The sequence below is a fragment of the Pseudomonas frederiksbergensis genome (assembly GCF_001874645.1).
Classification (GTDB): domain Bacteria; phylum Pseudomonadota; class Gammaproteobacteria; order Pseudomonadales; family Pseudomonadaceae; genus Aquipseudomonas; species Aquipseudomonas frederiksbergensis_B.
The window spans coordinates 122,236-140,603 of record NZ_CP017887.1; the positions used below are offsets into that span (position 1 = coordinate 122,236).

The following is an 18,368-nucleotide window of genomic DNA, read 5'->3' on the forward strand; positions in this document are numbered from 1 at the left end:
ATAAAAACTCAGGGCTCCAGTAGACTAGAAACACTTGACCCTACGGAGCTTTAGAGTGGCGTCCTTACGACCTTCGCAACTGAGCTATGAAACACGGGCCGACGGCGGGCCCTTTCTTGATTTTCAGTTCTACACTGAGGACCAATTCCCGACAGAACATGCCGAGGAGGCGCACTCGGCTGATGTCTATTTTAGCGACCTAGCACCTTCCGATAACTCTTCACCTGATTCCTGGCATCGGATACTTACGGTGAACGCTGATACGGTTAGGATCTGGCCGATCCATCAACATGCTGGGTCGGCGAATTATGGCCTTCCGAAATACGGTTCTATCACAGAGATCTGGCTCACGAGACCGGTCGTTTCCCCCTACATCATCCCAACGTCAGAAGACACGCTAAACGCTCTTCTTGAAGCGCTACCTGAGGGGTTTTACCAGGATTGGCGCTCTGGGTTGGGGCTTCAGTGGGAATATCGATTTATCCTTGAGTCTATTGCCAGTATCCATGGTGTTACAGCTCTATGTATTCACGGGGGAAACGGACGAAGAGATGCAAAAATCGATGGAGTTTTCTACATCCTGGGTATTGAACGGTACCAGGATATTCGGCAGAAATTATCCCGTCTGACAAGGCGGTATCAGCGAGAAGCCCGTGAAAATAAGCAACTCGTTTGTTACGGCGGATTGGTTCACGCTGCGGATCCTACCAAGTACCCAGCAAAAGCTAAAAAGCTCCCCCCTGATCTACTAAGTGAGTTGCTAAACCAAGGGAATAGAGCTGTACCGCTGTCTGCAAAAGACCGGCAAACAGCGACTGCGTTAGTACGACATAACGCACGAGAGATTTCGAAATCCGAGCCGAGAGTACTTCTCCAGCTCCAAGCTGAGATTGAGCTAGTCACCCTTGGCGATCTGATTGAGCAGTTCAAGAGCCTCATGGCCACAAGACACATCGAGGGTAAGTGGCAACGCTTCCTTGGCGACAACCCATTCATACTGAATATGGCATTTGCCTATCCAATCAAAATAATCTGTGAGCGCCCCTACGTCGGAAACAAAAGCTTCAACGATAAGGGAGGAAACTACAGCGATTTCCTTATCGCAGCTCGCTCGACCGGGAATCTAGCTCTAATCGAAATAAAACGTCCCGATACGGATCTCTTAGCCGGAAAGCCTTATCGCGGAGGTGACACGTATGCACCATCAACTGAGCTAAGTGGTTCTGTGGCACAGATCATTGCCCAGCGCGCGAGCGCGCAGCGGGAAATCTTCCAGCTCAAGGATGGCCTCGAAGATGAGGTTCATGATCACTCCATTTCAGCAATCATCATCGTGGGCACTACCCCCGCCAAGAAGGTCGAGAGACGCTCATTTGAGCAATATCGGAATTGCCTAAGGGATGTGAGGATAGTGACATTCGATGAGCTGCAGCAGCGCCTGGTGGATGTACATAAGGCCCTAGCAGCGGAGAACCAGCATGCCCCAAGGACGTATCAGGAACACTTGCCGTTCTAACGCATACTTCTTGCCCGATCATTGACGATGAGAGTTATGGGGGAATCACATATGCAAGATGCAGCTGCCGCCTTTGTCAAAGCCAAAGACCTTTTCGATGAAGAGGGCCGAAAATACGTTCCAGGCAATTGGAGAGAACGGCTGATCAGAAAGCTGAAGGGGTTTGATCCTCCTCCCAGAAGATGGACAGCAGTGCACCCAGCAAAATTTGTCATGCAGGTACTCCCATTTTCTCTGACCTATTACGACTACGAGAGGATGCAGCCTAGGAACCTGAATCCGGACACAATTGTGAGCGGAACCTACAATGATTACTCCCCAAATGACCACTTCAGGCCAACACCACCCGACGAAGTCATGGACAAATCTGATGAGCTCGCCACTCTGGAGGAACGGCACCATCACAACTCGCCCAGGGTTTGCAGAGTCGGCACCCTCCCCCTTTTCATTGCTCTGGAGGGTAAAAATAGGGTTGAGCTGTTCAAGAACGCCGGGCGACAGATGAAGGCGCTAGTCACTGATGTTTTCTACCCGGCAGCTGACCAGCTTACGTTGCACCGTTCGTGGCCGTTTGGAATTTACAGCCTGAGCTACAAGGGTGAGCGCAAGGTCCTGCCGCTACCCGACGCCGTATTGCCACTTTTGGAAAAATATGGGGTAAATCCAGCACCGAAGCCACTGGTGTCGTTAAAGGATTATTTTGAATTAGTCGATGCGCGCCAAAATATCTGCCGTGATCAGATGTCAAATTGACTGCGATAGTGACGTTGCCGTTTCCCGATCTTGCTACTTGCTTTTCTTCACAAGCTTTATTTAGCCATGACAACATAAAAATGCGCCCTGGTATCGGCCAGAGCGCCTTACAGCTGTAAGCTGGATCCCTACAAGTTACTGACCGTTAGCCGAGGGCAAACCTGCCTCTACCGTCGCGGCTTGAGCACTAGCCGATGCACTTCCGGCTTCAGGCTGTGCGTCTGCCGAGCCCTCAACCGGTTGGGACTTACGCTGCTCGTGTGCATCGATCATTCCAGAGATCGTCGCAATAAGCTTCTGAATCGGCAATGCACCGGATACCAGTTTTTCCTCACCGGTCAGGCTGTCGATGATCAATGTTGCCGGTGTACCAGTCACCTTGTACTTCTCGGCCAGCTTCATATCCGCCTGGATCCGCTGGTCATACCGCCCACTTTTCAGGCAGTCCTGGAACTTGTCTGTATCGAGGCCAATCCCCGCGGCAAATTCGTCGACGTCAGGGATACCCTGACCGTTACCGCGCGTCTTGTTGAACATTTCTTCCGCGGCCACCCAGAAGCCCGCGGCCCCACGTTGCTCCGCTGCACACTCAGTCATCACCGCTTCGCGTGTGGCGGCTGGGTTATGGAAATCGAGAGGCATGTGCCGCCATTCCCACTTAACGTGGTCTGGAGCCTGATCGACTAACTTTTTCGGGGTCTCATGGTAGCGCTTGCAGTAAGGGCACTCGAAGTCGGAAAACTCCATGAGGGTAAAACGCGCATCGAGCTTTCCGTAGATCCGGCGCCCTTCCGGTGCGTCGTTTACGGCCAGGTCCTCGTATTTGGCGAGCTTCTTGTTGACCTCAGCGGCGAACTGATCAGCCCGATTGAGCTTGATACTCTTGGCCACCATTTCGTTGAATTGAGTCTGGTTGTTCGCGATGAACGGTGCAGTCGATTTCCAATAGAGAAAGGCGCAAGCAGCGGTAGACAACGAGATCACCACCGACACACATGCCGTTCCGAGAAGGGCTTTGAAGGTCATATCGAAAGATCCATGATTAGGTGCAGGAAGAGTAAGAGCCAGACTCCTGTTCCACTCAGGCAATTGACCCCCGCCGTGGGGGCAAACCGCCCTCTCCTGCCCAATTCACTGGGTACAATCAAAGGGGGCACAAAGCTGAGCGACCCATTTCGGGTAACTCACTCAGAGGAAGCGCGAATGAACAAAGCTGAACTGATCAATGCAATCGCACAAAGTGCGGACCTATCCAAAGCGGTGGCGGGTCGTGCGCTGGACGGACTGACCGAGACCATTACCAATGCCTTGAAGGCGGGCGATACCGTAACCCTGGTCGGATTTGGTTCGTTCCAGGTGAAAAGCCGCGCGGAACGAGAAGGCCGTAATCCAAGCACAGGTGAACCGATTACAATCGCTGCGGCACAAAAACCAAGCTTCAAAGCTGGCAAGGGCCTGAAAGACAGCGTCAACTGAATACCTGGGGGCCTTGATCAACCTGGGCCCCCGACCTATCGATCTACGCCACCCTCAAATGTTTCTCGCGCAGCTCCTGACGTTGTTTGGCTTCAATACACAGGGTAGCTGCAGGTCGAGCAAGCAGACGTTTAATCCCAATCGGCTCCCCGGACTCCTCGCAATAACCAAAGCTGCGATCATCGATCCTCTCCATTGCCTTGCGCAGCTTCGGAAGGTTCATGCGGTCACGATCGAGCATTCGAAGCATCTTTTGCCGCTCCTCCTCGACCGACGCCTGATCAACGTCATCAACAGGCTTCTCCAACGCAGATAGAGCCTTCAACCCACTGCTGACCCGCTCGTTACACTCCTGCAGCTGGGATTGGAGTAACGCCTTGAAAAAGACAAGGTGAGCGTCGTTCATGTAATTTGCCTCACCAGACGTCAATAGCTCTTCTCGTGTCATGACAGACTCCACACATGGAAAACCAGCACTGATCGTAGGGGGAAGCGATTCCTGGCCAGGTGTTGAATTGCCCCCAGGGAGGGGGACGTTTGAGCCGGTGGTCTTTGAGAAAGGTCGCGAACATTGGTGCATTGTTCGGGAAGGCTATTGGAGTCGTAATGGTGCTCAAAGCGAAGTTTGCAGTCGTCTGGCTGAGTGTTGCAGTGCTGGGAGGCTGTGCCTCATCCATCAAAAATTTCTCAACTGAAATTACCTTGGCAGGTGGCCGTGCGACAGTTCTGCAGACGTCCCCCTTCCCCCTTTTGGCGGCATTCAAAGAACATGCAGAAGAATCATCGACGCTCCGCGTCTACATCGAAGATAACGGCATCACGGCATCAGAATCAAAGAGAGCAATCAACCCTACCCCCAAAAGACTGATGCTGGTAAAGCTGGCCCTTACCGATCCAGCCCCCTCTGCGTATATCGCAAGACCCTGTCAGTACGTCTGGAGCGAACGTTGCGCACCAGCGGAATGGTCAGAAAGGCGCTTCAGCTCAAGCGTCATCACCAGCTACCAGGAAGCGCTGGAGTTTCTGAAAGGTATCCATCACAACCAAACATTCGAGCTGGTGGGCTATGGGGGAGGCGGGACTGTAGCGTTACTGCTGGCAGCGACCAGAACTGATGTGATCCGGGTCCAGACATTGGGGGGAAACCTTACTCCCACAACCTGGAGCAGGCTCCACCAGATGGCCCCTCTAAAGGGCTCTGTCGATCCGATAAAATTCGCGAAAAAGCTGCAGATCATCCCACAGCGCCATCTGGTGGGGAAAACCGACTTGGAAGTCCCCCAGGCGGTCGCTGAGGCCTACATGATTGCACTTCCGGAGGCGGACTGCCTGGACGTCACCTTGGTAGAAGCAGATCACTCTCAGGGGTGGGAAGAAGCTTGGGGACGATTCCGGGACCAGCCTATCAGATGCCTGAAGCCCGATTTCGTCCCTCCCACTGCTTCGGTGCCAGACCAGGAAAGCCAGGCCGATGAGGGTGAGCCCTTCAAGAGTGACCTCAGCTTCGAATGAGGATGGGGTCGCCATTCAGTGAGCGTAAAACTTCAGCTTTGGACGTTTTGGCAGTTGTCTTCGCAGTTTCGATGAGGCTCAAGCGGAACTTGTCGAATAGCCAGGTGGGAATCAACCCCGTCATGAAGGTACAAGCAACATTGAACTGCTCAATCAGCCTACCTTTGAGCACCTGACGTCCCGAAGGGGAGATAATTCGGCCTTCATCGGGATCGAAGACAAAGAAAGCGAAGCCCTCTTTGTTGGCGATCTCGAACCGTTCCTTGAACGCGTTCAGCGCGGCTTCAGCTGAATCCGCCGAATTGAGCCCCGCCTCGACCTGGGCTTGGTAGATACCCGGTACCAGCAAATCCTCTTCCATTGGCTCGCCAATCGGAAGTACCGCGATGTGCAGAGTCTTTTCCTTTCTTGCGTTCATATCCTTGACTACCTTTACGAGTTAATCGGACAGTTGCGATGGGTCTCAAACCTAGAATGACATCATCAAAAAAAACGCAAGCGAGATGATTCAAATGCCACAAAAAACCCCACTGTCAGAGTGTGACGGTGGGATTAAGTGCTTATTGTTTCGTTACGACGGCCTTTACTTTCACTGGCACATTTTCCCTCGCTTCGATCTTAAGCGGGGATCTGAGCGCTGGAACATCATTGATTGGGTTAACGGTAATCTGCACCGTCGCAGGGAGGGACCATCCGCCTTCTTTATCCATAGCCCGATATGACAAGGCCGTGGTTCCGTTCCAATCTTTATATGGCGTAAATGTCAAAATATCACCATCAATTTTACCAGTACCTTTCAATGTTGGTGATTGACTAACCATCTCAAATGTGAAAGGTGGCGAGCTATCAATATCTGTAGCAGTCAATTTCACTGTGCCTGGCGTGTCTTCATCAGTCGCCAGGAAAATATTATTTACTACAGGCACATCATTAACAGGTGTAACGGTAATAGTAACTGTTGCAACATTGGACTCTGCGCCTGCTCTATCTCTTATCTTATAGGTGAGATAGGTCGTACCAAACCAGTCAGGTGCTGGAGTAAAAGTTAATCTATCCCCAGTAATCGTCGCACTTCCGTGCGCAGAGTTTGGAGGCGTAACGATGTGCCAGGTGTGACTATCACCTTCAAAGCTAAGATCAACATCAGAAACAGGTAGGGTTATCGTTGCAGATGTATCCTCAAGCAGCGACATGGTTTGGTCGGACGCCGATGGAGCATCATTAACTGGTGAAACAGAGATAGGTATCGAGTAAGTTAGTGAACCCCCACCACCAGCATAAACAGCATTATAATTTAGGGAGGTTGAACCGTTCCAGTTCGCGTTAGGAGTAAACACTATGGAGCTGCCGCTCACGTATGCGCTGCCATTAGCTGGCTGCTGAGTAATCTGGTAAGTAAGCCCTGGGTAAGACCCAATATCTACTGCTTTAGGGGTGTCTTCTTGCGTGCTTAATGCTACTTGAGCTCCGACATAAACACTCACATACCCCATGTTTGCCGAAACCAAGAATGGGTAGTTGTCCCTTGTGCACGCATACGTAAACCCTGTTGTACCAATGAATGGTCCGTTTGGATTATATACTAACAAATTCGCCCAATATGAAGCAGAGCCAACGGAGGGCTGAGAGTAAACAGCAGCAACAGGAGTCCCTGGGGTATTTGCGCATAATGCACCGCCCCACCCTTGTTGTCCTTGGACTGTATAGATGTATGTATTGCTAGTTATCGGGTGTCCTGCCGGGTTCATTGAACCATTAATGCTGAAATTGTATGTTACCGGCCCAGATGCAGCACCGGTCGAGTCATAAGCTTGAACAACAATCGAGTCATTCCCGGTAAAGCCATGTAACGGGATATAATAAATTGAGCCTGCCAGGGCAGTAACCTTGCCATATGTTGGTCCCCTTAAAATCGATACATTATCTTGAATCGCACCTCCGTCTGGATCTCGAAATAGTGCTGGAACAGGGCCAACCCAGTTTTCAAACCGCCCCATCTGAATATTCGCCGGATTCCCGAGGGTGCTCACTGGTGGTTGGTTCGCAGACGCTTGTGAACTCAATGTCGAAACCAACAGTAAACCTAAAACAGAAAGCACGCCTAGCGGTTTCGATGCAGTTATAGGGTATTTGATCATAAGGCGAACCAATGGCTAGTTTAGGATTAAGTAAATTTCAGACGTTCATAAACATGATGATGAAGGCTCGCCTAACCAATTAGCGCCTGTGATTGCCCCCTCGACGGGGGTTAAAGCACCTCTAATCTATTACCGGTTCGGGTCAAGCTGCCTGCATCGGGCACCGTGATCGGAAGGTTTTCGATCCGGAGCAAAATAAATGAGGGGCCAAATGGTGAATAGCAAAAAAACCGAAATCTGGATTCACAGTTACAACGCAGAAGGTGGCCTCAGACACGCCTCAAAGGTTCATCCTCGCGCATTCAATTCTGTTAACACCAAGGATCTTCAATACCGTCGTTGGCTGCAGGAACTGTTGCGCGGAGCCCCTGAGTCCCCGTTGGCTCTGTACATAAAATGCACTCGGTTTGTTGATCTCGCGAAGACTGAACACCGTGAGAAGGCGCTGACTCCATTGCCGTTTGTTTTTCTGCACTACCTTCGGGAATCCAGAGGGTGGACCGTTCCTCAACCAGGCTTGCCAGTCCTTAATCTGATCGCGTTCGATTGGCAGACAGCCGGAGGAAGCCAGATGGTTATTCCTCACTCGGTTCAAAGCTCAAAAGCACTCGACCAAATTGAAGTGGCTGGCCTTTTGACCGAAATATTTGAAGATCTCAAAAGCGCTCGACCCGACTTATTACCGAAGACCCTCGCTGAAACCGCCTGACAAAGGCCCCTCATTCACCCTGCCTTGCGTTTTCCTCGCTCCGCGTACCTTGAGTCAGATTTCTCCCACCACTCCTGATCACCAATAGCCCCCGACACGGGGGCTAACAGATCGCTACGCAGGGGGGGATCGATATTCAGAATAAACATTGTCGGCTCTCCAGCAGTGTCACGCAGCCGAGCGACAGCAACCTCAAGTTCTACGGAAGCAATGCCTATGAGTGAGATCTTTTCGACACAGCGACCTGTCATGGCTGCCATGCATGCATTGCAGCAAATGACCAATGCCAGCGGTTGTTTCTCTATTTGCTCGGACCCGCAACGCCGCGGCGATTTTGAACAATCTCTCGGCACAATTTATACCGAGCTTGGGCATCTGTTTTTTGAGGAAACCGGTCCATCTGAACTCGGCCATTTCACAAACGAGACGATTCGCCAGGGCATTTGCAACCCAGGGATCTTGCTGACCGAACTGATCAGAAATTTCATGCTGGCCTACGCCGATAACGACCATCAGGGATCGGCACGGGCTGTATTCGAGGAGCTCGATGCCATTGCCCAGTCTGTCAGGGAACGTCGTGCCCCCGCTTTGAAAGTTGCGTTGTCCGAGTTGGACGATCGGCCACCGACGCCCCCCTCACCGACGGCAAAGATCCTGCCGTTTAAAACACGTCCAGTTGGGAGTTGAGCAGTTATGACGGTCCAAGAAATCGGTTTGCTTTTTACCATCGCAGTGCTTTCAGTCCTTTTGAGGCGTGTTTACAGCAGGTTGGTCGCGCAGAAGATGCTCTGCGATCAGTTCTCGCTCGAAAGACAGCACTTACGTGAACACCTGACCGAGATCGTTATGCACGTAGAGCGTTTCAACGGAGGAGTTCATTACCGAATTCACGAATGTCGTGAAACCACCGAGGCCGTACTCAAGCGCGCCCCGCATGTATTCCGCGAGGAAACAGGTTTGGTCCATTGGTTAAGTGCTGCTGACCAGTTCCTTACAGAACTTGACCGAATCGTGCTCATCGATGGCCCCCTGGCCTCTGATATCGCCAAACGGTCGGAGCTACCGACTGAAAGACACCCGGCGACGATTTACGACCGAATCAAATACGGACCCGCGCTCGTTGCCGGTGATCGGTAGCACTTGCGTTTTTTCAGCTGGATGGATGATCGCAGTGGTTCACTCCACCCACGCTAAAGGGACAATCTATGCCTATCAAACACGCTGTGATCCACCAGATCGACAAGAAACCAGATGGTACTCCGTCAGTGCTTCATGCTCGGCAAACTGAACTGCCTGAGTCCGCTGCAATGGAAAACCTGCTAGGTGATCTCAATCAAGCCTACAACGCCAAAACTGGTAAGGGATGGGGCTTCTTCCACGCAGAGTCGGGTGCATATCCATTTCGCTCCTGGCTCGCCGCCTACTTGGATGGACACTCGAACTTCATCGCTTTCAGCCGGCTAGCTGTAGAGCATCTACAAAAGCTCATGGAAGAGTCCAACCTGACGGTAGGTGGCCATGTGCTTTTTGCTCACTATCAACAGGGTATGACCGACTACCTGACCGTCGCGATTTTGCATAACCGCGAAAGCATGGCCATGACGGAAGTTCTCGACGTCACCGAAGTCCGACATGTCGATCTTGATCAGTTGCACCTCGCCAGCCGGATCAACCTGTCCGAGTGGCATAGCAACAATGAATCCAGACAGTACATTTCCTTCGTAAAGGGAAAAAAAGGCAGAAAAGTCTCCGAGTATTTTCGAGACTTCATCGGCTGCCAGGAAGGTATCGACTCACCTTCTGAAACTCGGACGCTGCTCAAGGCCGTTTCGGACTACGTCGTCAAACAGGAACTGTCAGCGGACGAGGTCAGTGAGATCACTCACACAGTCATCAACTACTCCAATAGCCAAAACAAGCTCAGCGAGCCCGTTTCCCTTTCTGAGCTATCACCGCTGATCAATGAATACGAACCCCAGGCATTTTCCGAGCACATCTCTACGGGTGACTACGGCCTGTCACAACAGATCCCCGTCGACAAGAAGACACTGGACAAATATGCCCGCTTCGCTGGCCGCGCTGGCGGACTCTCGATTGCGTTCGAATCTTCCATGCTGGGCAACCAAGTCGAATTTGACCCAGAACAAAACACCCTACTGATACGAAAGCTCCCCAGCGCCCTCGCTGACCAGCTTCGACGCAGTACCTCAAAAAAATAACGCTTTAAAATTTCCATCAATCGCCAAGAGAGATCATCAATGGCTACTAAAGTGCCTCAAACTCAACTGTTTCAGCATCGCAAGCAGCAACTTTACGTTCCTAGTTTGATTTACCTCTTGGGCACTGCAGGTGCCCTGGCTGCCACCTGGTTGCTGAAGCATCACCTCGAATCGGTTCTACCAATTATTCCGTTCTTCCTGGCGCTATTTATCCAGCAGAGCGGAGCTCGTGAGGATCTGACACTGAAGGCGCGGGTCGGAAACGCCATCGCGCTTACTATTCTGGCAATTGCCTGTGAGATTTTTTACCAGGCAGCAATCGGTGTCGATACACCCACTGCATACTTTTTTTACCCCTTCCTCTGTGCAATTGGGCTTCTTGGTGACACCGCATGCCGCTGGATCGACCAGGCTGAACAAAACGACAGTCCATTTGTAAAGATACTCGGCATCGCCATCTTTCTGACTGGAATCGGGATTGGCCTATACGCGCTGTACCTGAAAAACGTCTGAATCTGAGCTAACGACATAAGAGGGCCTTCGGGCCCTCTTGCGCTTTCTGCATGCCCAATATGCTTTCTCACGAAGATCCACATACAGAGAACAGACGGCAGCCATGAACGACATCATTAAGCCTCAGCAACCCAAGGATGCCTTTGAGCGCCTGGAGAAATTTCAGTCTCTGTCGGCTGGCCAGTTCTGGCGGGCATTGATGGGTATACCGAAGTACGCAATTCAGCAAGACATGGTCCTGCTGATCGAATCGATCGCCTGGGTAGACAATCAGCCTCATACCATTTCTGTCCGTGCGCATCCTGATCAGTACGGTCAGCATGTGAAAGTGGAGTGGACTGATGAGCAGGGTCAAAATCGCCAAGGCTACGTCACATGTGAAACTCATGAGTTTCGCATATCGAGCTTCCTTCAAAAGTTTGAATTCGAACCAGCCCACGAGCAGATTCGCCAGCGAGAGTTAGCCGCCGCACAAGGTCGCGTTTTCGCTCTGCAGCAGGATCTGGTGGACACGCAGTCGAGCCCGGAAAAGATGGCAAAACTCATCGCTGCAGGGCTTGAGGAGTCCGCGCGCAAATCTGCAAATTCAAACCCTGCAGGTCAACTACCTATCGCAATTGACCATACCGCTCGTGTTCCACAGAACCTCTCCAGCTTCCTCTCCTCCGGCATCACTGAAAGCTCGATCGCAGTAATGAAGGCTCAGGCTGAAAGGTCCCACGCGATTGCAACGATTCAGGGGAACTGGATCACTACCAAAACAAAAGAAATCGAGCAGGCCATCAAGCGCATGACCCCGTACTTTGATGAGTATGGGGCCGCTGCGCTGGCCCACACTGAAGAAGTGAGGGTCTACGTCGACAAAATCATGGCAGGCATCAAGAGCCTCGATCTGTACATTGGCAAAGACGTTGAAGTGACGACTCTTCGCAAAGGCGCCAGCGCCTGTAGTTCGAATCCTCTGACCATCATGCAACGAAAGCTGATCATGGTTGAAGAAATAGCCGTATTCACCCACGTCGATGAAAGCTCTGATCACCGAGACTTCAAAGGCATGAGCCTGCTGCTGGGGTCTAATCCTGAATTTGTGGCTCAGATCTTTCCCACCGAACGCTGCATCGTCTGTATGTGCAGCACCCGACGTGATGTCTATTACGAAAACACCTACGAGAGCCTGCAGCGCAATCGCACCAACCACGAGGTTTTTCTTCTGGTCAGGGATGGCGAAAACATTCATTGCGTGGACTCCCCGGTAACGACACATCTTGGTGCCTCACGGCTGTTCCCATCGAAAAATGAAATTGATGGGCTGTTCACGGGCGTGGGAGGTGAACAGATCACCTTCGACTCGCTGAAATACACTAAATCGCTCAGTGCATTCGAAGCTCAATCGCTCCACTACAAACGGTTCCTGATCCTGATGGCGGGACTGGATCACCGGCTGCAGCTGTTTGGTCAGTTTTATTCCGAGCCTCAGGGCCTGGATTTCGTGACCCTTCCCTTCCAGGAAAAGTATCTACGGTTCATTCACGACGAAGATGGGGAGTCCATGCTGCCTCGTGAGCGCCTGCAGCACGTCTCCAAGTGGATCGAGGAGATGAACAGTTACCTCGCGCCGGGTTCACGGGTTTTCTGTCTCTGGTGGCGCTTGAGAGACGAGGAGGCTTCCCCTGGCCTGCATCACTTTAAGGCCGATCCTGTGCGTCGCAGGGGGATTGCGTTGGCATATGGCGATGGGAATGACATCTGCGTCGATGTCGACGCCAAGAGGTCAAGCTGGCACGACAACCAAAACGTATTTCAATCGAAGGTTTTTCTGACCCGAACCGGCAGTCTCACTCCGGGCGCGGAGCCCTATCTGGTTCTTGATGCGGTACAACCCGATCAGCTTCGCCGCTACATCTACGATCGAGAGTCTCGCGTACATTCCGTCGAGTACATCGAGCTGTTCAAACAAACTCTCAAATTTGTACAGCAGGAAAGGGCGTTTGAAGAACCCATGCGTTCGCGGATGCGCCAGGCCCTCATTGAGGGCGGCATTAGTGGGGAGTCTGAAGCTGACACCCTGGTCGATAAAGCAGTCATTCGCTGGAGGGCTGCGAACAAAGGTGCATCACTACCTAGGTTCCAGGGCTCTACCCCACCCGAAGAATGGTCAGTCTTGCTCAATCTACTGTTCATGCTGCAGCACGGCTCCGCAGCGAGGCAGCACGCAATCGGGTCCTTTGCCCAAGACCGATGCTACAGCCCTCTTCGACTGGTCCTGACGGGGAAATCCCAGTTAGTACTCTACGCCGCTCCCTCCACCGCAGAGCGCGATGATCGAGTCTGCCCTTTTGTGTGGGTTCATCGAATTGTTCTGCGTGTAGGAAAGCGCTCGATCGGTGAACTTTCGCGTAAATGGGTGCTGCTCCAAAAGAAAAGCGCAGCGGAACTTGTCCAGTATGAGTGGCCAGAATCGAAAGAATGGGAGTCCCTCGAATCTCCCTTTAAAAGCCCCCAGGCCAAGGTAGATGTCTTCAACCAGTTGACCTTAAACGCTGACCTGTTCAACGAAATTCTCGGAAGCGAGAACGCTTTTGCCGAGGTTTCGAAAGCCTGGCGCCGCGAACATCGCCTGTCCAATGCAGGTCCACAGCGCACAATCTATCGCCCGTCGTTCTTCCTTCCCATCGGGTTGATTGGCCGTGGCTCGACCTTGAATTACCTGGGGTTCGGATGCCAGAACGGCGCATTCGCCCTGGCGAATTGCTCCGCTGCGCCAGAAATGTGGGCTGAGGTGGTTTCGGAGTATTTGCGTTTGAACAATTCGGCGCACATCGACAATGAATTGCGCTCTCACCGCAATGGACGAAGGGACTTGAGCGTTTTTCGAATTCATGAGATGCCGGTAACGTCATCGCCGCACTGTTCGTTACCACTCTTTCTGGGACGCAATAGCCCCCAGGAACATCAAGAAGCGCAACCTCGGACCTCGGTGGCAAACCCAGTGTCGTTTGATCAACGACTCCGCGCGCTTTACCCAAAGGACGACACAGGGCGATCCCGATTGGTCTGGATAGCCCCACCGCTTCGTGCCGGAGGAGAATCTTCCGAAGACTCCTCCAATGTGCGCGTGGATGAATGGCTGGGGCTTGAGAAAGTATTGGCAACCGTTGCGATGAAGACCATCGTCACCGTGACATTCAGAAGCGAAGACGCCAGCTTTCCTTACAAGAGGATGATGTGGGCATTTGACGGCAAGGTCGATACGTCTTCGGCGTCACTGTATGACTTTAAAGGTTGGAGCGGAGCTTCTACGTGCCACGAGTTCTATCGGTACCAGGACGAATACGACGCGGCACTTCAGAAACTGAAACATCAAGCGATACCAATGGATAACGCTCCTCCCGAATACCCTCAGCCGAAGAGACCAGACAAGCTTTTAGCCTGCTTGTATGTGCCTGTCTGAAGCGTCCTTCCCACTGAAACGAGACACCTGAAAATGAAAGTAAACCCGCTTTTTGCCCTATCAGCGCCAGCCGTGATTATTGGCGCTTTCGTGCTGTGGCGCGTATTCCATCACGATGTAAGTGATCTCGCTGCCGTCGACGCACAACCGCCTGGAAAATACTTCCTACTGCTGAAGGAAACAGGATCCGGACAACACGACGCGGCAATTGTCGTTAAGAGTGCAGACGGCAAACAAACCATTCTCCCTGGTGTTGCAAAGGGCGATATCAACAGCCCGGTCGGAAACCAACGACTGATCACCTATTCGCCAACGAGTAAAGGTTGTGAAGGGATTGTCATCGAGCTGCTGCAGTTTGGCGGTTCAGTCAAAGCCATGGGGTTAGGCCGCATCGATCCAGGTTGCGCCCTGAATCAAGAGTTGACCGAAGGTACCGTTCTGAAAAAACTGTAAGCAGCTGCCCACAATGTTTACCCATGACAGCCCAAAACGGAACCTCAATGTCAGACCAAAAAACTAAGTCGTCCGGACCATCATGGGTGATGGTCCTGGTGATCATTCCCGTTGCCGCCTATTTCCTATTGGGACCATTCACACATGATTGGTTTTTACGACAGGAAGCATCGCCATCAGGCTACGCGATCGTGGCAAAACACTACCCCCACCTTTCTCCTCAAGCTCAGGAAACTATCTCAAGCAGGATCGCCAAGGGCTACCTGTCGAATGAGGACTTGGACCGTCTGATGTCGGTGATGGTGCAAGAGACACCAGGCGGGATCCAGACCTCACCAGCTCCTGATTTTGGGGATGAGCGTGAATCAGCACTCGCTCAAACAATACGAAACCTGTGGGGGCAGCCGAGGGAGTCAAAAGCAAAAGATATGCTGCTGAGCCTTACCAGTCGTTAACCCACCATCCCTCTCAGCGTCTCCCCCGCTAATTCAAGTGGGGGTATGCGAACCAAGACGTTTCGCAACATACGTTTCAGCCTTTCGGCAAAGCGCCTTAATTCGCTCGTCAGACTCCTTGTATGCTCGATCAACTGCCTCGAGACCATGTGTGGCAATTGCATCTTTACGAGCCTGTATAACCACAGGGTGATCCTTGAGCCGGGACATGTCCATGACAGGCATCACCATGTCGGCAGGGGCCGGGGTAGAGGACATTTGGACCTGACTGTTTCGCGCCGTCTCTACTTTGAACCCCATCCGCTCATAAAGCGGAACGCTCTCTACAAAGCAGGTCAGTGTGGCTGAGGGGTATCGTCGAAGCATATGGTGGATCAATGCGGAATAGACGCCCCTACCTCGGAACCCCTCATGAACCGCACCGTAGTTGACCCCACAGTGCTCTTGAGAACCGGTAAGCGGCATGTAGAGCAGAAACCCAATTAGTAAGCCAGGATGCTCATCCTCATCAAACGCTACCAGCACCTCCCCATTCCCACCACCAGGCTGGCCGATCGCACTTAGGTATGCGTGAATTTCGAATTGCAGGTAGATCTGTGAGATCAGGTAGAGCAGATGGTCGGGCGGGCACGCATCCATGGCGAGGTCAGTCGCGTAACGAGCCGACGTGCCGATAATTTGTTGTGCAAGAGCCTCTGGTACCGCGTCGTTATAAAGACCAATCCGAATCATGAAAAGTGCCTGTCAGAGACGTGTGAGTTTTTTGCTTGAGTCGGTCGAGTATACCGTCGGGAGAATGTTGCTTCGATACAACCAGTGGTTGAAGTTCACCGTTGCCGCCACATCGTTACCTGAGTAGCGAGATTCACGTTCACCTCGTACAACCGCAAAAAAATAGGGGCCGCAAATTAGCGGCCCCTATTTGTTGTTCACAGCATGATCCCTGGTACCCGCTGAACCATGTTCACCGCAGGCTGGGAAACGCGTTTTTCTTCAAGTGGCGCTATCCAGTTACAGACCGATGCCTCACCAACCATCTGGCAGTTAGGTACGACTCGGGGTAGCGGGAGAGGCGCGTAAGCCTGATCAGTACTCGCAGAGCGGTCGGGGTGCCCAGAGCATCCCAAAAGAACCACGAACACCAGATAAAGGCCGATATCACGTGCATTGATTGCAAAGGTCATGTGTGTCTCCAAGCAGAGGAGGCACGACTACCCCGACGGGGCAATAGCGCCCCGTATAGGTAAGGATTGGTGGGTGTTTGTTTTGAGTGATCACCGGTCACTATCAAACGATCAGTCTCAAGACTGAACGCAAGAATCTGCTTTCGTCGGCGCCGACGCCGCGGAAGAAGACTCGGAAATCAGTGTAGCAAAAAACCTTATCGCCACTACGCGATCGGTTGAAAAATTCCGTCGAGAATTCGGCCCCAGTTTGCGTTTTTCTGGCGACTGGCATGATGGATTTCAAGAGGCAGGCGTAACCCAAGGTTAATGACCGGCCAATAAATCCAGACGTCCAGAAGGCGGTCCCTGCCACAAGTGGGATAGAGCCTGCAGAAGGTGCTCTCGGTGTTGATGCCGGTAAAACAGCTGCAGTCTGTGATGGTTCGCGGACCTGTATCACCGGAATTGGGTTTTCCCCTACGAGGGTACGAGCAGGTCACCTCCAGCAGGTCGATTCGGTTTCATCCGGTAGATCTGTCCTGACGCTACTTGTAGCGTTGGCCCCAACGGGAGAACCAGGCATAACCGTAGCCCCGCGTTAAGGGGTACCTATTCAATGGCCTAGCAATGCTGGGCCTTTTCTTTTACGGATTCGAAACGCTCTTGTTCGTCGGAAACGCCCACACCAGCCCAATCAGCCGGTGACGACGCAAGCAGTATGTGAATTGGGCCTTTGTCTTGCTCGTAGAGCTAGCAACTTCAAAGGTGAACTGATCTCCTGGCCGAGCCATCCTTTGCCCCTTGCAAGGGCCGTCGATGACCGGCAATTTCACTGCAACGTCGCGTTCGAGCATCAATCCTTCCTACTTAATCCGTAATCTCTATGTGGTCCATACTGCCTTTCCAGCGCGCCCCGGTGTCTTTTTCTAGCACGGTTACAACATCCTGGGCTTCGTGAACCTCAATGACTTGACCTTCACCATAGCTGGTATGGTCAGTCTGGAAATAAACGGACTTACCAATCAGGTCATGTGCTTCCGTAACTAATTTCATGGGTTACAGATCCTTCTTAACTGGCGTTATGCGCTTCGCACGCCTCGGTATGTTCGGAACGGTCGGGTTGCTCAAGTACGAATTCGTGATAATCCATCAACCCGACCTCAGACACATAACTGTCAAAACGAGCACTCATTGCTAAGCGCGTCTCGTATAGGTGCTGGAAGACAACTGCCAGCGACGCATCACCAAACGCCTTAGCGATTGAATCAACCTGGGCAAGATGCTCGCGGTAGCGCTGGGTAAAGGTATGGCCGTTCGAAGCACAATATGAGTCGGAATGCAGAGTTATGCGGTACTCGGCATTGATAACCGGTAGCGAACCACCACGCCAATGCATCACGGCAAGAGTAGCTAGGCCATCTTCGACCAGCACGTTTGGGAATTGCGGGAATCCAGCACGAGGCGCCACGACCAACACGCTGCCATAAAACGCAACGTAGTTTTCTAGAGTCACGGTGCGCTCAAGAAAGGCCCTTACCACTGCTCGATCTCTTACATAAACGCTACGCAACGCAAAGGCTTGATGACGTTCTAGAGCCTTGAACAACGTGGCTATGAACAAACCTGACACGCTGTCGTCTGCATCCATCATACAAACGTGGCTCCCGGTAGCTCGCGCCAAGGCTCGATTGCGTGCGGCGGCAGGACCAGTGTGCAGCCCCGGAGCGGCGTAAACGACCCTTGGATCATCAGGCAGAATACTGCTGTAGTCGAAACCATCATCAGAGCTGACGACAATCTGGATGGGGGTAAGGTCAGAACACTGGTCAAGTAACCGCACTACCAGCGGGGGCAAACATTTATGAGCGCTATGGGCCGGCACTAGCAGCGACAGCATATGCAAGGTGATTATCCTTTTGGCTTTTCGTGGATACGGAACTGTGCCACTTCCATTGATCCTGCCCCGCATCTGAGCGAGGCTTGGGGTTGAACCTGGGGCGTGTTTGC

The 18,368-nt window shown here is 52.3% G+C and carries 20 protein-coding genes; 12 read left to right on the forward strand and 8 right to left on the reverse strand.

What is annotated here, in order from left to right; translation table 11 throughout:
* Positions 1-55: 55 nt before the first annotated feature.
* Together BLL42_RS27985 and BLL42_RS27990 are read left to right on the forward strand one after the other, a co-directional pair.
* Positions 56-1,516 carry a Shedu immune nuclease family protein gene (locus tag BLL42_RS27985; RefSeq protein WP_071555966.1) on the forward strand — a complete coding sequence of 487 codons (1,461 nt, stop codon included), beginning with the start codon at positions 56-58 and terminating at the stop codon, positions 1,514-1,516.
* Between the two features lie 51 nt (positions 1,517-1,567).
* On the forward strand, positions 1,568-2,269 hold the full coding sequence (locus tag BLL42_RS27990; RefSeq protein ID WP_071555967.1) for a hypothetical protein: 702 nt from the start codon (positions 1,568-1,570) through the stop codon (positions 2,267-2,269).
* A 135-nt stretch (positions 2,270-2,404) separates the two neighbouring features.
* On the opposite strand, the gene BLL42_RS27995 is transcribed toward BLL42_RS27990, so the two are convergent.
* The gene (locus tag BLL42_RS27995; RefSeq protein ID WP_071555968.1) at positions 2,405-3,295 is read right to left on the reverse strand and encodes a DsbA family protein; all 891 of its coding nucleotides are present in this window, start codon (positions 3,293-3,295) and stop codon (positions 2,405-2,407) included.
* 177 nt (positions 3,296-3,472) lie between these two features.
* Here BLL42_RS27995 and BLL42_RS30635 point away from each other — a divergent pair, with 177 nt between their 5' ends.
* Entirely contained in the window at positions 3,473-3,745 is a 273-nt protein-coding gene (locus BLL42_RS30635) for an HU family DNA-binding protein (RefSeq protein ID WP_071555969.1), read from the forward strand.
* Positions 3,746-3,788: 43 nt separating this feature from the next.
* Here BLL42_RS30635 and BLL42_RS28005 read toward each other — a convergent pair whose 3' ends face one another.
* Positions 3,789-4,193 (reverse strand): TraR/DksA family transcriptional regulator, encoded by a 405-nt coding sequence (locus BLL42_RS28005; RefSeq protein ID WP_071555970.1) that lies wholly within the window; start codon positions 4,191-4,193, stop codon positions 3,789-3,791.
* A 158-nt stretch (positions 4,194-4,351) separates the two neighbouring features.
* Here BLL42_RS28005 and BLL42_RS28010 point away from each other — a divergent pair, with 158 nt between their 5' ends.
* Complete coding sequence (locus BLL42_RS28010; protein ID WP_071555971.1) at positions 4,352-5,257, forward strand: hypothetical protein; 906 nt, start codon at positions 4,352-4,354, stop codon at positions 5,255-5,257.
* On the opposite strand, the gene BLL42_RS28015 is transcribed toward BLL42_RS28010, so the two are convergent.
* On the reverse strand, positions 5,244-5,675 hold the full coding sequence (locus BLL42_RS28015; RefSeq protein ID WP_071555972.1) for a hypothetical protein: 432 nt from the start codon (positions 5,673-5,675) through the stop codon (positions 5,244-5,246). The genes BLL42_RS28010 and BLL42_RS28015 overlap by 14 nt on opposite strands.
* A 142-nt stretch (positions 5,676-5,817) precedes the next feature.
* Complete coding sequence (locus tag BLL42_RS29355; protein WP_081427380.1) at positions 5,818-7,395, reverse strand: tandem-95 repeat protein; 1,578 nt, start codon at positions 7,393-7,395, stop codon at positions 5,818-5,820.
* A 211-nt stretch (positions 7,396-7,606) separates the two neighbouring features.
* On the opposite strand from BLL42_RS29355, the gene BLL42_RS28020 reads away from it, so the two are divergent.
* The 8 genes from BLL42_RS28020 to BLL42_RS28055 all read left to right on the forward strand — a co-directional run bounded on the left by BLL42_RS28020 (position 7,607) and on the right by BLL42_RS28055 (position 15,195).
* Positions 7,607-8,104, forward strand: a complete 498-nt coding sequence (locus BLL42_RS28020; RefSeq protein WP_071555973.1) for a hypothetical protein — start codon at positions 7,607-7,609, stop codon at positions 8,102-8,104.
* Positions 8,105-8,320: 216 nt separating this feature from the next.
* The gene (locus BLL42_RS28025; protein WP_071555974.1) at positions 8,321-8,791 is read left to right on the forward strand and encodes a hypothetical protein; all 471 of its coding nucleotides are present in this window, start codon (positions 8,321-8,323) and stop codon (positions 8,789-8,791) included.
* A 6-nt stretch (positions 8,792-8,797) separates the two neighbouring features.
* Entirely contained in the window at positions 8,798-9,241 is a 444-nt protein-coding gene (locus BLL42_RS28030; protein ID WP_071555975.1) for a hypothetical protein, read from the forward strand.
* Positions 9,242-9,309: 68 nt separating this feature from the next.
* The gene (yejK, locus tag BLL42_RS28035; RefSeq protein ID WP_071555976.1) at positions 9,310-10,323 is read left to right on the forward strand and encodes a nucleoid-associated protein YejK; all 1,014 of its coding nucleotides are present in this window, start codon (positions 9,310-9,312) and stop codon (positions 10,321-10,323) included.
* A 39-nt stretch (positions 10,324-10,362) separates the two neighbouring features.
* Positions 10,363-10,836, forward strand: coding sequence for a hypothetical protein (locus BLL42_RS28040; protein ID WP_071555977.1), 474 nt, complete (start codon positions 10,363-10,365; stop codon positions 10,834-10,836).
* Positions 10,837-10,939: 103 nt separating this feature from the next.
* A complete protein-coding gene (locus tag BLL42_RS28045) occupies positions 10,940-14,287 on the forward strand; it encodes a hypothetical protein (RefSeq protein ID WP_071555978.1) in 3,348 nt (1,115 codons plus the stop codon).
* Between the two features lie 33 nt (positions 14,288-14,320).
* The gene (locus BLL42_RS28050) at positions 14,321-14,740 is read left to right on the forward strand and encodes a hypothetical protein (RefSeq protein WP_071555979.1); all 420 of its coding nucleotides are present in this window, start codon (positions 14,321-14,323) and stop codon (positions 14,738-14,740) included.
* A gap of 47 nt (positions 14,741-14,787) precedes the next feature.
* Complete coding sequence (locus BLL42_RS28055; protein WP_071555980.1) at positions 14,788-15,195, forward strand: hypothetical protein; 408 nt, start codon at positions 14,788-14,790, stop codon at positions 15,193-15,195.
* Between the two features lie 33 nt (positions 15,196-15,228).
* Here BLL42_RS28055 and BLL42_RS28060 read toward each other — a convergent pair whose 3' ends face one another.
* The 4 genes from BLL42_RS28060 to BLL42_RS28075 form a co-directional block, all read right to left on the reverse strand.
* Positions 15,229-15,927 carry a GNAT family N-acetyltransferase gene (locus BLL42_RS28060; RefSeq protein ID WP_071555981.1) on the reverse strand — a complete coding sequence of 233 codons (699 nt, stop codon included), beginning with the start codon at positions 15,925-15,927 and terminating at the stop codon, positions 15,229-15,231.
* A 197-nt stretch (positions 15,928-16,124) separates the two neighbouring features.
* On the reverse strand, positions 16,125-16,379 hold the full coding sequence (locus BLL42_RS29935) for a hypothetical protein (RefSeq protein WP_129587032.1): 255 nt from the start codon (positions 16,377-16,379) through the stop codon (positions 16,125-16,127).
* An 849-nt stretch (positions 16,380-17,228) separates the two neighbouring features.
* Complete coding sequence (locus BLL42_RS28070) at positions 17,229-17,414, reverse strand: hypothetical protein (RefSeq protein ID WP_071555983.1); 186 nt, start codon at positions 17,412-17,414, stop codon at positions 17,229-17,231.
* A gap of 16 nt (positions 17,415-17,430) precedes the next feature.
* Positions 17,431-18,330 carry a glycosyltransferase gene (locus tag BLL42_RS28075; protein ID WP_081427381.1) on the reverse strand — a complete coding sequence of 300 codons (900 nt, stop codon included), beginning with the start codon at positions 18,328-18,330 and terminating at the stop codon, positions 17,431-17,433.
* Positions 18,331-18,368 lie beyond the last annotated feature (38 nt).

Bases quoted from the DNA above. Each gene is read 5' to 3' on its own strand.
- BLL42_RS27995 (WP_071555968.1), bottom strand. From the start codon at position 3,295: ATGACCTTCAAAGCCCTTCTCGGAACGGCATGTGTGTCGGTGGTGATC.
- BLL42_RS28055 (WP_071555980.1), top strand. From the start codon at position 14,788: ATGTCAGACCAAAAAACTAAGTCGTCCGGACCATCATGGGTGATGGTC.
- BLL42_RS28050 (WP_071555979.1), top strand. From the start codon at position 14,321: ATGAAAGTAAACCCGCTTTTTGCCCTATCAGCGCCAGCCGTGATTATT.
- BLL42_RS28010 (WP_071555971.1), top strand. From the start codon at position 4,352: ATGGTGCTCAAAGCGAAGTTTGCAGTCGTCTGGCTGAGTGTTGCAGTG.
- BLL42_RS28075 (WP_081427381.1), bottom strand. From the start codon at position 18,330: ATGCGGGGCAGGATCAATGGAAGTGGCACAGTTCCGTATCCACGAAAA.
- BLL42_RS28040 (WP_071555977.1), top strand. From the start codon at position 10,363: ATGGCTACTAAAGTGCCTCAAACTCAACTGTTTCAGCATCGCAAGCAG.
- BLL42_RS28070 (WP_071555983.1), bottom strand. From the start codon at position 17,414: ATGAAATTAGTTACGGAAGCACATGACCTGATTGGTAAGTCCGTTTAT.
- BLL42_RS27990 (WP_071555967.1), top strand. From the start codon at position 1,568: ATGCAAGATGCAGCTGCCGCCTTTGTCAAAGCCAAAGACCTTTTCGAT.
- yejK (WP_071555976.1), top strand. From the start codon at position 9,310: ATGCCTATCAAACACGCTGTGATCCACCAGATCGACAAGAAACCAGAT.
- BLL42_RS28045 (WP_071555978.1), top strand. From the start codon at position 10,940: ATGAACGACATCATTAAGCCTCAGCAACCCAAGGATGCCTTTGAGCGC.
- BLL42_RS28020 (WP_071555973.1), top strand. From the start codon at position 7,607: ATGGTGAATAGCAAAAAAACCGAAATCTGGATTCACAGTTACAACGCA.
- BLL42_RS29935 (WP_129587032.1), bottom strand. From the start codon at position 16,379: ATGACCTTTGCAATCAATGCACGTGATATCGGCCTTTATCTGGTGTTC.
- BLL42_RS28005 (WP_071555970.1), bottom strand. From the start codon at position 4,193: ATGACACGAGAAGAGCTATTGACGTCTGGTGAGGCAAATTACATGAAC.
- BLL42_RS28015 (WP_071555972.1), bottom strand. From the start codon at position 5,675: ATGAACGCAAGAAAGGAAAAGACTCTGCACATCGCGGTACTTCCGATT.
- BLL42_RS30635 (WP_071555969.1), top strand. From the start codon at position 3,473: ATGAACAAAGCTGAACTGATCAATGCAATCGCACAAAGTGCGGACCTA.
- BLL42_RS29355 (WP_081427380.1), bottom strand. From the start codon at position 7,395: ATGATCAAATACCCTATAACTGCATCGAAACCGCTAGGCGTGCTTTCT.
- BLL42_RS28060 (WP_071555981.1), bottom strand. From the start codon at position 15,927: ATGATTCGGATTGGTCTTTATAACGACGCGGTACCAGAGGCTCTTGCA.
- BLL42_RS28030 (WP_071555975.1), top strand. From the start codon at position 8,798: ATGACGGTCCAAGAAATCGGTTTGCTTTTTACCATCGCAGTGCTTTCA.
- BLL42_RS28025 (WP_071555974.1), top strand. From the start codon at position 8,321: ATGAGTGAGATCTTTTCGACACAGCGACCTGTCATGGCTGCCATGCAT.